The organism is Streptomyces sp. NPDC059582 (assembly GCF_042735715.1).
Taxonomy (GTDB): Bacteria; Actinomycetota; Actinomycetes; order Streptomycetales; family Streptomycetaceae; genus Streptomyces.
In genome coordinates this window covers 1-11,851 of sequence record NZ_JBHWCC010000070.1, presented here as the reverse complement: position 1 = coordinate 11,851, position 11,851 = coordinate 1, and the positions used below count along the sequence as shown (strand labels likewise).

The window sequence follows — 11,851 nt, the reverse complement described above, 5'->3', positions numbered from 1 at the left end:
TTCTCTCTTTCGTCAAAGTGCTACGCGTCGTACTGCTTTCGTCACCGTGCGGTACGTTCCGCCACCAGCATCGGCCGCTCCGGAAGCGACACGCTCACGGCGGTTCCGGCGCCGAGCGGGCCGGCCTCGTGGGCGGGCAGGTCGGCCTTCAGCTCGGTGCCGTCGCCGAGCCGGACGGTGAGCCGGACGACCGCGCCCAGGAAGGCGCCGGCGACCACCCGCGCGTCGCCCGCCCCGTCTGCGCGCACCGTCAGCGCCTCGGGCCGCACCAGCACGTCCACGTCCGGTCCGGCCGGCGCCTCGCCGTCGACCGGCAGCGACCGGCCGAGCACCTCCACCGAGCCGCCCTTGAGCGTTCCCGGTATCCGGCTCATCGTGCCGACGAACTCGGCGACGAAGGCGGTGGCGGGGCGCCCGTACAACTCGGCGGGCGCGGCGCACTGTTCGAGCCTCCCGGCCCGCATCACCGCGACCCGGTCGGCCATGGACAGCGCCTCCTCCTGGTCGTGCGTCACGAACAGGGTGGTGATGCCCAGTTCCAGCTGGAGCCGCCGGATCTCCTCGCGCAGGGTCAGGCGCACCTTGGCGTCGAGGGCCGACAGCGGCTCGTCGAGAAGCAGGACGCGGGGCCGCAGGGCGAGGGCGCGGGCCAGCGCGACGCGCTGCTGCTGGCCGCCGGAGAGCTGGTGCGGGTAGCGCTCCGCCTTGTCGCCGAGCCCGACCAGGTCCAGCAACTCGGCGGCCCGGGTGCGCCGTTCGGCCGTCCGCACCTTGCGCATCCGCAGCCCGAAGGCCACGTTGTCGAGGGCGCTGAGGTGCGGGAAGAGGCTGTACGACTGGAAGACCATCCCGGCGTCGCGGCGGTGCGCCGGGACACCGGTGACGTCCCGGCCGTCCACCAGTACCTCGCCCGAGTCCGGGTGTTCGAAGCCGGCGAGCATGCGCAGCGCGGTGGTCTTGCCGCAGCCGGACGGGCCGAGCAGCGCGAGGAACTCCCCGGGGCGGACGGTCAGGTCGAGTCCGTCGAGGGCGACGGTCGCGCCGAACTCCCGGCGCAGGCCGCGGAACTCGACGGTGGCGGCTTTCTCCGACGTGGTCTTCTCAAGTGTGGTGGCGGTCATGAGTCATCCCTGGGAAGCGGTACGGGAGCGGCCGCCGACTCCGGCGAGCGCGAGGAGCAGGGCCCATGTGACGAGCAGGCTGAGCACGGAGACGGCGACGGACAGCTGGGCCTGCGAGCCGCCGACGCTGTAGATCCACACGGCGAACGGCCGGAAGCCGAGCAACTGGGCCACGGTGAACTCGCCGAGCACCAGCGCCAGCGTGAGGAAGCCGGCGTTCAGCAGCGCCCCGCGCAGATTGGGCAGCACGGCCTGCACCAGTGCCTGCGGCCAGCTCGCCCCACAGCTGCGGGCGGCCTCGACCAGGGTGCGTACGTCGACGGCGCGCAGCCCGGAGTCCAGGGCCCGATACACGAACGGCAGTGCCATCACCACGTAGGCGAGGACGAGCACGAACGGGAAGTCGGGGTTCTGGACGGCCACGAACGTCTGGAAGAACGGGGTGCGGGAGAGGTGGTCGGGCCCCCACTTCAGGACCGTGGCGATGCCCGCGACGAACGCGATCGGCGGGACGACCAGGGGCAGCGAGCAGACCACCTCGACCACCGGCCGCAACCGGGGCGCGCCGAGCCGCAGCGCGACCATGGCGGGCACCATCAGCAGCAGCACCAGGGCGATGGTGGCGGCGGCCAGCTCCAGGGAGAGCACCAGGCTGGAGACGAAGCCGTCGGTGGAGACGATCTGACTGTAGGCGTCGAAGCTGATCCCGCCCGGCACGTCGACCGTGAAGACCAGGGACGCGCCGAGCGGCACCAGGAAGTAGACGGCGGCGAGGGCGAGGACGACCCAGCGCCAGGGGTTCAGGCGAGCCATCGCGCACTCCGTCGTTGCAGGGGCAGGTACACCGCCATGACGAGGCCCGCGATGAGGACCATGTCGAGGCTGAGGGCGAGCGCCACGTTCTCCTGGCCGACCAGCACGTTGCCGGAGATGGCGTCGGCGATCTGGAGGGTGACCAGTGGCACCGAACTGCCCACCATGGCCGCGGCGGTGGCGTACGCGGCGAAGGCGCTGCCGAAGAGCAGGACGAAGCCGCCGAGCAGGGACGGCGCGAGTACCGGCAGGGCGACGTGCCGCCAGTACTGGACGCCGGTGGCGCCGTTGTTCTGCGCGGCCTCGCGCCACTGGGAGCGCAGGCCCTCCAGGGCCGGTGTGATGGTGAGGACCATCAGCGGGATCAGGAAGTACAGGTAGACGAGGATCAGTCCCCAGAAGCTGTACAGGTCCCAGCCCTTGTCCTTCAGGCCCAGGTGGGTGGTCAGCACACCGGCGTTGCCGAGGGTGGCGACGAACGCGAACGCGAGTGGGACCCCGCCGAAGTTGGCGAGGACACCGGAGGCGGTGAGCACGGCCTCGCGCAGCGCACGGGAGCGGGAGGTCACCACGGCCTGGGCGAGCGGCAGTCCGAGGGCGGTCGCGATGCCCGCGGACAGGGCCGACAGCTTGACGCTGCCGAGGAGCGCGGTGAGGTAGGCGCCCCGCACGGAGGTGGTCAGGTTCTCCGCGGTGTACGACGTGGCGCCCGTCGTCCGGTCCTCGACCGTGAAGGCGCCGTTCAGCATCGCCAGGGCGGGGATCCCGAAGGCGATCGCGGTGAAGACCAGCAGCGGGACCACCGCGAGCCAGCCGGGGGCGTGGCGCCGCCGCTTCGGTGAGGAAGCGGCGGGCGCCACGTCCGCCCTCGTGAGGGTGGCGGTCATCCGGAGACGGCCTTCGCCCAGCCCTGCGCGAGGACCGTCTTGGCCTTGCTCTGCTGGGCCTCGCTCGGGAAGGACGGGGTGCCGGTGACCTTCGGGAGCTTGGCGGCGGAGGCCGAGTCGAGCGTGCCTGCTTTGTCCATGGCGGGCATCAGGGTCGGGCGGGCGTATCCCTTGAGCCACAGGTTCTGGCCTTCGGCGCTGTAGAGGTACTCCTCCCACAGGCGGGCGGCCGCCGGGTGCGGGGCGTCCTTGTTGATGGCCTGGGAGTAGTACTGCGAGAACTGGCCGTCGCTGGGCACCGAGACCTTCCAGTCCACGCCCTTGGACTTGAACTCGTCGGCGTAGCCGGCGTTGAGGTAGTCCCAGTCGATGCTGATCGGCGTCTCGCCCTTCTCGACGGTCGCCGGGGTCGACTCGACGGGCGTGTAGTTGCCGTTCTTCTTCAGCTTGGCGAAGAAGTCCAGGCCGGGCTGGATGTCGTCGAAGGAACCGCCGTTGGCGACCGCGGCCGCGTACACGCCGCCGAAGGCCGAACCCGACTTCGTGGGGTTGCCGTTGAGGGCGACCTGACCCTTGTACTGCGGCTTGAGCAGGTCGGCGAAGGTGGTCGGGCAGGTCTTGACCCGCTTGGCGTCACAACCGATGGAGATGTAGCCGCCGTAGTCGTTGTACCAGCGGGCCTGGGCGTCCTTCTGCTCGGCCGGGATGTCGGCGTAGGAGGCCACCTTGTACGGCGCGAGCAGCCCCTGCTGGGCGGCGCTGAGCGCGAAGGAGCTGCCCACGTCGAGCACGTCCGGCGCACGGTCCTGACCCTTGCGCGAGGTCACCGCGGTGATCTCGTCCTGGCTGGAGCCGTCCGGGTTCTCGACCTCGATCTTGATGCCGTACTTCTTCTGGAAGCCGTCGATGAGGGCACCGTAGTTGGCCCAGTCGCGGGGAATCGCGATGGCGTGGAGCGTGCCCTCCTTCTTCGCGGCGGCGACGAGCTGGGACATGCCGCCGAAGTCGGCGGCGGAGGTGGCGGTGGCGGCGTTCTTGCCGTCGGTGGTGGTCGACGCGTTGTCGGGAGCGGCGCCGCAGGCGCTCAGAGCGAGCACGGCGACGACGGCGAGGGCGCCGCCGAGGGCGGTGGTTCTCGACAGGGACACGGTCACAGCTTCTCCAGGGGACGCACGAGGGTTCAGGAGGAACGAGCAGTCGAGCAGCAGCTTGTCCGGCAAACTTGTCTGAACAAGTTGGCCTCAGTACGCCCGTCGCCGGTGTCGTGACGGTAAACAGTGTCGAAACCCTGGGCCCTGATTTTCTGCACGTTCGTGCCGTGCGGCCGACGGGGCAATAAGTCGATTAGGCTGCTCACGCTGTGCACAGCGGTCGATTCAGAGGGGACGTATGGCGGCACGACACGAGGAGATCGCCGAGGAACTGCGGCAGGCGATCGACCGCGAGGAGTACACCGTCGGCAGCCTGCTGCCCGCGGAGACGGAGCTCGCGGCCCACTACGGCGTCTCGCGCGGCACGGTCCGCCAGGCCGTCGCGGCCCTCACCGCCGAAGGCCTCATCGGGTCCCGTCAGGGCGCCCGCCGGGTGGTCCTGGCCAGCCGCCGCAGCCAGAGCTTCGAGGAACTGCGCAGCTTCGCCCAGTGGGCCCGCGCGATGGGCCGGGTCGCGACCGGACAGGTGGTCGCGCAGGAGTACCGTCCGGCCAGCAAGGAGGACGCGGTACGCCTCCAACTGCGCGAGTCGACGCGGGTGTTGCACGTCCTGCGGGTGCGCGGGCTGGACGGCGAGCCGGTGCTGCTGGAGCGGACCGTGTACGCGGACTGGATCTCCCCGGCGGTCGAGGCCGTCGAGCCGGACTGCCCGTCCGTCACCCAACGCCTCTTCGACGACACGGGTCTGGTCTTCGCCTACGGCGAGCACGTCATCGACGCGGTGGCCGCGGGCGCCCAGGACGCCGAACTGCTCGGCATCCGCCGGACGAGCCCGCTGCTCAGGGTCCGCCGGGTGACGACCACCCGGGACGGGCGTCCGGTGGAGTGGTCGGACGACCGCTACCGTTCGGACGCGGTGAGCTTCAGCGTGCACAACTCGATAGGGAACAACGCGCTGGCCCGGAAGACGGCCGGCTGAGGCTGCCTCCAGGCTCCATGGGCGATCGGCGGCCCGGCCCCGACCGCCGGCCGAGGGTCCGGTCCGCCCCGGATTCGGGATAGGTCACGGCGGATCCCGGAGGCCGGGCCAGGTCGGGTCGCGTCGGGTCTGGCCCGCTCAGCCCGAGTCGAGTCTGGCCAGGTCCGGTCGCATCAGGTCAGGTCAGGTCACGTCGGCGAACCCGAGGAGAACCGTCGCAGCAGGGGCGACAGCACGAGCACGGACTTCGTCCGCTCCACGAACGGCTCCCCCGCGATCCGCTCCAGCACCCGTTCGAAGTGGCGCATGTCGGAGGCGAAGACCTGGACGATCGCGTCCGCGTCCCCGGTGACGGTGGACGCGGCCACGACCTCCTGGTACCGCTCCAGACCCCGCTGGATGGTCTCCGGCGAGGTGTTGCTCCGGCAGTAGACCTCGACGAACCCCTCGGTCTCCCAGCCGAGCGCGGCCGGGTCCACCCGTACGGTGAAGCCGGTGATGGCGCCGGTGGCACGCAGCCGGTCCACGCGCCGCTTCACCGCGGGCGCGGACAGGCCGACCAGCTGCCCGATGTCCGCGTAGGAGCGGCGCGCGTCCTCGGCGAGGGCGTGCACGATGCGTTCGTCGAGATCGTTCAGCACTGCGGGTGGATCACTTCTCATGGGTCGCGAGTCGGGAACGGCGATGGCCGTATACGAAGTAGAACACGAGCCCGACCGCCATCCAGACTCCGAAGACCACCCAGGTGACGGCCGAGAGGCTGCCCATCATCCAGACGCAGAAGCCGAAGCCGAGGGCGGGCGTCAGCGGCGACAGCGGCACCCGGAAGGTCCGGGGCATGTCCGGGCGGGTCCGGCGCAGCACCACGACGGCGATGTTGACCAGTGCGAAGGCGAAGAGCGTGCCGATGCTGGTCGCGTCGGCCAGCCGGCCCAGCGGTACGGCCGCGGCGAGGACACCGCAGAACAGGGAGACGATCACCGTGTTGGCGCGGGGCGTGCCGGTCTCCGGGTGGACCCGGCCGAACACCTTGGGCACGAGGCCGTCCCGGGACATGGCGAAGAGGATGCGGGTCTGGCCGTAGAGGACGGTCAGGACGACGCTCGCGATGGCGACCACCGCGCAGGCGGCCAGCAGGGTGCCCCAGAAGGTCTGGCCGGTGACGTCCCGCATGATCTGGGCGAGCGCGGCCTCGGAGTCGTCGAACTGCCGCCAGGGCCTGGCGCCGACCGCCACGGCGGCGACGAGGACGTACAGCGCCGTCACGATGACGAGCGAGAGCATGATCGCGCGGGGCAGGTCGCGCTGGGCGTTCCTGGCCTCCTCGCCCGCGGTGGAGGCGGCGTCGAAGCCGATGTACGAGAAGAAGAGCGTCGCTCCCGCGGCGCTGACCCCGGCCATCCCCAGCGGCATGAAGTGCTCGTAGTTCCCGGTGCGCAGGCCCTGGACGCCGATGGCGCAGAACAGCACCAGCGCGGCGATCTTCACCGCGACCATGACCGTGTTGGCGCGGGCGGACTCGCGGGCGCCGCCCAGCAGGAAGACCATGGCGAGCAGCACCACGATCAGCGCGGGCAGGTTGAAGACGCCGCCGTCGCCGGGCGGGGCGGACAGGACGTCCGGGACGGTCACGCCGAGCGTGCCGTCGAGCAGTTCGTCGAGGTACTCGCCCCAGCCGACGGCCACCGCGGCGACCGACACTCCGTATTCGAGGACCAGGCACCAGCCGCAGATCCAGGCGATCAGCTCGCCCATCGTCGCGTAGGCGTACGAGTACGAGGACCCGGCGACCGGGATGGTGCCGGCCAGCTCGGCGTAGGAGAGGGCCGAAAAGAGCGCCGTGAAGCCGGCGATCACGAAGGACAGGGTGACCGCCGGACCGGCCTTGGGGACGGCCTCACCGAGCACGACGAAGATGCCGGTGCCCAGGGTGGCCCCGATGCTGATCATGGTGAGCTGCCACAGCCCGAGGGTCCGGCGCAGGGCCCCTCCCTCGCCCTGTCCGCCCTCGGCGACCAGGCGTTCCACGGGCTTGCGACGCATCAGACGCGCGCCGAGGCCCGGGGACGTGGGGGTGGTCCGGTCGCGGTCGTACGGCGGTGCGCCTTGGGTCGAGCACGCGCTGACTCCTTCGTCGCTGCGGTGAGGGCGACAGGGACCGGAGGCCACCCTGCGCGGGCAGGGACCCACCGAGCGGGGTCCCTGCCACGCCACGTACAGCGCTCGACCCTATGAGCCGGGCCGTCACGACCGTAATGCGGCAACCTTGCGCGTCTCCGCAAGATCATTGCGTTGATCACGGCCGGGCGGGCGTTCGTTGCGCGCGACCGGTTCGGCCACCGGGCCGGTCAGCTCCAGCTGGCGTGCAGCGGCTTGCCCTCGGCGTAGCCGGCGGCGCTCTGGATGCCGACGACGGACTTCTCGGCGAACTCCTCCAGGGAGCCCGCACCGGCGTAGGTGCAGGAGGAGCGGACGCCCGCGATGATCGAGTCGATCAGGTCCTCGACGCCCGGACGGGCCGGGTCGAGGAACATCCGGGAGGTCGAGATGCCCTCCTCGAACAACGCCTTGCGGGCGCGGTCGTACGCCGACTCGTCCGAGGTGCGGTTGCGCACGGCGCGCGCGGACGCCATGCCGAACGACTCCTTGTAGAGGCGGCCGCCGGCGTCCTGCTGAAGGTCGCCCGGGGACTCGTACGTACCCGCGAACCACGAGCCGATCATCACGTTGGACGCACCGGCCGCGAGCGCCATCGCCACGTCGCGCGGGTGGCGGACACCGCCGTCGGCCCAGACGTGCTTGCCGAACTTCTTCGCCTCGGCCGCGCACTCCAGGACGGCCGAGAACTGCGGCCGGCCGACGCCGGTCATCATCCGGGTGGTGCACATGGCGCCGGGGCCGACACCGACCTTGATGATGTCCGCGCCGGCCTCGATCAGGTCCCGTACCCCCTCGGCGGCGACGATGTTGCCGGCGGCGATCGGGACGTGCGGGTCGAGCGCGCGGACCGTCCTGATCGCGCTGATCATCGACTCCTGGTGGCCGTGCGCGGTGTCGATGACGAGCGTGTCGACGCCCGCGTCCAGCAGCTGCTTGGCCTTGCCGGCGACGTCGCCGTTGATGCCGACGGCGGCGGCGATGCGCAGCCTGCCCTGCCCGTCGACGGCCGGGGTGTACAGCGTGGCGCGCAGGGCGCCCTTGCGGGTCAGGATGCCGGCGAGCCTGCCGTCCTCGTCGACGGCCGGAGCGTAGCGCCGGTTGGCCGCGTCGAGGCGGTTGAAGGCCTCGCGCGGGTCGATGTCCGCGTCGAGCAGCAGCAGGTCACGGGACATGACCTCGCCGAGCTGCGTGAAGCGGTCCACGCCGGTGAGGTCCGTGTCGGTGACGACGCCGACCGGGCGGGCGTCCTCGTCCACGACGACGCCCGCGTTGTGCGCGCGCTTGGGCAGCAGGGCGAGCGCGTCGGCGACGGTCTGGTGCGGGCTCAGCACGATCGGGGTGTCGAGGACCAGGTGGCGGCCCTTCACCCAGGAGACGACCTCGGTGATGACGTCGATCGGGATGTCCTGCGGGATGACCACGAGTCCGCCGCGCCGGGCCACCGTCTCGGCCATGCGACGGCCGGCGATGGCGGTCATGTTGGCGACGACCAGCGGGATCGTGGTGCCCGTGCCGTCCGGGGAGCTGAGGTCCACGCCCTGTCGCGAGCCGACGGCGCTGCGGCTCGGCACCATGAAGACGTCGTCGTACGTCAGGTCGTACGGGGGCTGGATGTCGTTGAGGAAACGCACGTGCTGCACATCCCAGTCGATCAGAGGTGGCCCCCGGACAGGTCAGCCAGGGGGAAAGAGCACGTACTTCATTGTCCCATGCCGTCGGCCGTCTCATCCCCCGACAGAACATCCAGGCTGGTCAGAGATGCCTTAGGAGGATCCTCCAAGGGCCAGCGCCACGCAGAGCGCCGGGAGTGTGTCCACCGCCTGGGCGAAGACCTCCTGGGCGGTCTCCCACTCCCGCGGTCGGGTCTTCGCATACGGCTGCCAGCCCCGTACGACGACGAGGAGCCCCTTCTCCCTGGCGGCCTCGGGCCAGACGGAGGGGTCGGCGAGGCTGTCGGCGAGCGCGTCCCAGTTGCGCCCGAACCAGTCGGGCAGGTCGAGCGCGCGGGCGCAGCGGTCCATCAGGCCCGCCTTGTCCGTGACGCCGTCGAGGTCCAGCGGGACGACGTGCCGGCCGGTCAGGTCGTCGGTCATCTCAGCACCGCCCGGAACGAGTTGTAGTGATCGTCGGTGTAGTAGAACTCGTCGCCCTGTCCGGTGACAATGCGCCGGGCCCCGCGGTCGCGCGAGCCCGGCGTCGGGACGGTGTATTCGTGGTAGTAGCCCCGCTTGTGCGGGGGCAGCAGACCCTCGAAGTTCCCGAAGACCACACCGTCCTTGGCGTACGGGAAGGGGCCGCCCCGGTCGATGAGGTCGAGCGTGCGCCGGGCCTCGGCCGGGAGCCGGGACTCCTGGACGGTGGCCAGGGAGCCGGCCCACGAAGGGGTGGGGGTGGCGGCGGCGTGGGTGGCGCCACCGGCTGGGGTCTGCGTCGAGGCGCAGCCCGCCAGCAGGACGGTGAGACAGACCAGTGCCCCCGCGAACACGCGGGGGACGAACCGCAGCAGCATGCCCCGATGCTGTCACGGCCGTCCCCGTCATGACCTGTTGTCCGTGCCCTTGCGGGCTCGTCCGCGTACTTCCCGGTGCCCGTCCGGGCCCGGCCCGGCCCGCCCTGTGCTGTGCTGTGCTGTGCTGTCCGCCGTACTCGTCCGTGCCTGTCCGCGGCCGTCAGGGCCCGTCGGGGTCCGCCCGGTTGAGCGCGGGCCTCGGCGTCGGCCCCGCCGTCAACAGATAGTCCGCGGCGGAGGTGTCCGTCACCAGGCTGGTGACGAGGCCCGACCGCAGCACCGCGTCGATCGCGGACGCCTTGCGCTGCCCGCCCGCGATCGCGACGACCTCGGGGATCCGGCGGAGCTGGTCCGCCTTGACCGTGATGCACCGCTCGCCCAGGTCCCGGCCGACCCGGCGGCCCTCGGTGTCGAAGAGGTGCGCGGACATCTCGGCGGCGACACCGAGCGAGGCGTAGTGCGCCCGCTCCTCGTCGCTGAGCATGTCGTGCACCGTCGAGATGCCGGGCTCCCAGGAGCCGATGGAGACACAGGCGACCGTGACCTTGTCGAAGTACTCGAAGGCGCGGGCGATGCCGGTCTGGTTGCGCAGCGCGGCGGCGGTGGCCGCGTCCGGCAGCAGCATCGGCGCGTAGATCGGATGGGCGTCGCCGCCCGACACCTGTGCGGCGCGCCGCACGGCCTCCACCGAACCGCGCTCCGCGGTCCCGGCGTCGTACACGCCCGTCAGCTGCACCACGGTGCACGGCGGCAGCCGGTCGAGAGCCGCCGCCATGTGGATCGTGGACCGGCCCCAGGCCAGCCCCAGCACGTCCCCTTCGTTGAGGAGCTCGGCGAGCAGGTCGGCGGCCACTTCTCCCAGGTTCTCGGGGTCGGGTGTCTCCTCGGCGTCGGCCGGGGACTCGACCACGACGGCGTGCCTGAGGCCGTACCGGGCACGGAGCGCGTCGGAGCGCTCGGCGTCCAGTTCGGCCGGCACGCGGATCTCGATGCGTACGAGATCCCGTTCGAGGGCCGTCTCCAGGACCCGGGCCACCTTGAAGCGGCTGACGCCGAACTCCTCCGCGATCTGGATCTTGGACTTGCCCTCGAGGTAGAAGCGGCGGGCCATGGCCGCCGCCTGCACCAGCTCAGCGGGTCCCATCCGCATGGCTGACCGGCCCGCCGACATACCCGACACGGCGATCTCCTCACTGCTGTTCACACTCTGGATTCGCCGTTCATCCTTGCAGATCCGGCGCACTTGATCAGCCCTGCTGGCCGCCGTTCACGTTCCCTTCGTTCAGTGGCTGCACGCCCATGACGCCTGGGCGGTGGCCGCCTCCGCCCGGCTGCGCAGCGCACGTACCGCTTCGGCCGGGTCGGATGCCCCGTACACCGCCGAACCGGCGACGAAGACGTCCGCTCCGGCGTCGGCGCAGCGCTCGATCGTCTCGGCCGACACGCCGCCGTCGACCTGGAGCCACATCTGAAGACCGTGCTTGCTGATGAGCTCACGGGTGCGGCGGATCTTCGGCAGCATGATGTCGAGGAACGCCTGACCGCCGAAGCCCGGCTCCACCGTCATGATCAGCAGCATGTCGAGCTCGGGCAGCAGGTCCTCGTACGGCTCGATGGGCGTCGCGGGCTTGAGCGCCATGGAGGCGCGGGCACCCTTGGCGCGGATCTCCCGGGCCAGCCGAACCGGCGCGGCGGCCGCCTCCACATGGAAGGTGACCGAGGAGGCCCCCGCTTCCACGTACTGCGGGGCCCACCGGTCGGGGTCCTCGATCATCAGATGGCAGTCCAGCGGCGTGTCCGTCGCACGGGCCAGGGACTCTACGACCGGCACACCGAGCGTGAGGTTCGGGACGAAATGGTTGTCCATGACGTCGACGTGGAGCCAGTCGGCTCCCTCCACCGCCTTCGCCTCGTCCGCGAGGCGGGCGAAGTCGGCGGAGAGGATGCTGGGGTTGATCTGTGCGGCCATGCCCCAAGCCTGCCATGCCGGAGCCCGGTTGTTCGCGCCGGTACAGACCTGGGACGTTCAGATGTTCGTCGGACGGTCGTCCTGGACCACCGGGGCGACGTCCTCGCGGTCCCCGGCCCGGCGCCCGGCCGGGTCCGCCGCGCCGCCCGTCCGCTCGGGCCGGCCTGCCGCGACGCGGGAGGCACGGACCGTCTCCCAAGGCGCTTCGGCACGACGTCCGCGCCGGCGCCGGACGACGATGGTCCGCCGCTGAGCGGCGGAC

General features: G+C 71.3%; 13 protein-coding genes. 1 reads left to right on the top strand and 12 read right to left on the bottom strand.

Translation table 11 applies throughout. From position 1 onward, the window contains the following. Nucleotides 1-41: 41 nt before the first annotated feature. The 4 genes from ACFV0T_RS37615 to ACFV0T_RS37600 are packed head-to-tail and all read right to left on the bottom strand — an operon-like array spanning nt 42 to nt 3,975. On the bottom strand, nt 42-1,121 hold the full coding sequence (locus ACFV0T_RS37615) for an ABC transporter ATP-binding protein (RefSeq protein ID WP_385789335.1): 1,080 nt from the start codon (nt 1,119-1,121) through the stop codon (nt 42-44). 3 nt (nt 1,122-1,124) lie between these two features. After that, nucleotides 1,125-1,934 (bottom strand): ABC transporter permease, encoded by an 810-nt coding sequence (locus ACFV0T_RS37610; protein ID WP_385789334.1) that lies wholly within the window; start codon nt 1,932-1,934, stop codon nt 1,125-1,127. Next, nucleotides 1,922-2,821, bottom strand: coding sequence for an ABC transporter permease (locus tag ACFV0T_RS37605; protein WP_385789332.1), 900 nt, complete (start codon nt 2,819-2,821; stop codon nt 1,922-1,924). The genes ACFV0T_RS37610 and ACFV0T_RS37605 overlap by 13 nt, the downstream gene beginning before the upstream one ends. After that, the gene (locus ACFV0T_RS37600) at nt 2,818-3,975 is read right to left on the bottom strand and encodes an ABC transporter substrate-binding protein (RefSeq protein WP_385789330.1); all 1,158 of its coding nucleotides are present in this window, start codon (nt 3,973-3,975) and stop codon (nt 2,818-2,820) included. Before ACFV0T_RS37600 ends, ACFV0T_RS37605 begins: the two co-directional genes overlap by 4 nt. A 235-nt stretch (nt 3,976-4,210) precedes the next feature. Between ACFV0T_RS37600 and ACFV0T_RS37595 the strand changes: the two genes are divergently transcribed. Beyond that, nucleotides 4,211-4,951 (top strand): GntR family transcriptional regulator, encoded by a 741-nt coding sequence (locus ACFV0T_RS37595; protein ID WP_385789328.1) that lies wholly within the window; start codon nt 4,211-4,213, stop codon nt 4,949-4,951. A 188-nt stretch (nt 4,952-5,139) separates the two neighbouring features. Here the strand turns inward: ACFV0T_RS37595 and ACFV0T_RS37590 are convergent, their stop codons facing one another. The 8 genes from ACFV0T_RS37590 to ACFV0T_RS37555 form a co-directional block, all read right to left on the bottom strand. After that, the gene (locus ACFV0T_RS37590) at nt 5,140-5,592 is read right to left on the bottom strand and encodes an Lrp/AsnC family transcriptional regulator (RefSeq protein ID WP_385789326.1); all 453 of its coding nucleotides are present in this window, start codon (nt 5,590-5,592) and stop codon (nt 5,140-5,142) included. A 10-nt stretch (nt 5,593-5,602) separates the two neighbouring features. Next, nucleotides 5,603-6,994, bottom strand: a complete 1,392-nt coding sequence (locus ACFV0T_RS37585; protein ID WP_385789325.1) for an amino acid permease — start codon at nt 6,992-6,994, stop codon at nt 5,603-5,605. A 305-nt stretch (nt 6,995-7,299) separates the two neighbouring features. Then, on the bottom strand, nt 7,300-8,742 hold the full coding sequence (locus ACFV0T_RS37580; RefSeq protein ID WP_385789323.1) for a GuaB1 family IMP dehydrogenase-related protein: 1,443 nt from the start codon (nt 8,740-8,742) through the stop codon (nt 7,300-7,302). A 132-nt stretch (nt 8,743-8,874) separates the two neighbouring features. After that, nucleotides 8,875-9,204, bottom strand: coding sequence for a barstar family protein (locus tag ACFV0T_RS37575; protein ID WP_385789321.1), 330 nt, complete (start codon nt 9,202-9,204; stop codon nt 8,875-8,877). Further along, the gene (locus ACFV0T_RS37570; RefSeq protein WP_385789320.1) at nt 9,201-9,620 is read right to left on the bottom strand and encodes a ribonuclease domain-containing protein; all 420 of its coding nucleotides are present in this window, start codon (nt 9,618-9,620) and stop codon (nt 9,201-9,203) included. Before ACFV0T_RS37570 ends, ACFV0T_RS37575 begins: the two co-directional genes overlap by 4 nt. A gap of 160 nt (nt 9,621-9,780) precedes the next feature. Continuing rightward, a complete protein-coding gene (locus ACFV0T_RS37565) occupies nt 9,781-10,824 on the bottom strand; it encodes a sugar-binding transcriptional regulator (RefSeq protein ID WP_385789318.1) in 1,044 nt (347 codons plus the stop codon). A gap of 78 nt (nt 10,825-10,902) precedes the next feature. Then, nucleotides 10,903-11,589: a ribulose-phosphate 3-epimerase gene (gene rpe, locus ACFV0T_RS37560; protein WP_385789316.1), complete on the bottom strand. Its 687-nt coding sequence runs from the start codon at nt 11,587-11,589 to the stop codon at nt 10,903-10,905. 57 nt (nt 11,590-11,646) lie between these two features. Further along, nucleotides 11,647-11,851 (bottom strand): hypothetical protein (locus ACFV0T_RS37555; protein ID WP_385789314.1); only part of this gene is annotated, 205 nt, incomplete at its 5' end.

Excerpts from the sequence above, each read along its gene's own strand:
- ACFV0T_RS37585 (WP_385789325.1), bottom strand. The coding sequence starts at position 6,994 with ATGCGTCGCAAGCCCGTGGAACGCCTGGTCGCCGAGGGCGGACAGGGC.
- ACFV0T_RS37605 (WP_385789332.1), bottom strand. The coding sequence starts at position 2,821 with ATGACCGCCACCCTCACGAGGGCGGACGTGGCGCCCGCCGCTTCCTCA.
- ACFV0T_RS37610 (WP_385789334.1), bottom strand. The coding sequence starts at position 1,934 with ATGGCTCGCCTGAACCCCTGGCGCTGGGTCGTCCTCGCCCTCGCCGCC.
- ACFV0T_RS37570 (WP_385789320.1), bottom strand. The coding sequence starts at position 9,620 with ATGCTGCTGCGGTTCGTCCCCCGCGTGTTCGCGGGGGCACTGGTCTGT.
- rpe (WP_385789316.1), bottom strand. The coding sequence starts at position 11,589 with ATGGCCGCACAGATCAACCCCAGCATCCTCTCCGCCGACTTCGCCCGC.
- ACFV0T_RS37615 (WP_385789335.1), bottom strand. The coding sequence starts at position 1,121 with ATGACCGCCACCACACTTGAGAAGACCACGTCGGAGAAAGCCGCCACC.
- ACFV0T_RS37595 (WP_385789328.1), top strand. The coding sequence starts at position 4,211 with ATGGCGGCACGACACGAGGAGATCGCCGAGGAACTGCGGCAGGCGATC.
- ACFV0T_RS37575 (WP_385789321.1), bottom strand. The coding sequence starts at position 9,204 with ATGACCGACGACCTGACCGGCCGGCACGTCGTCCCGCTGGACCTCGAC.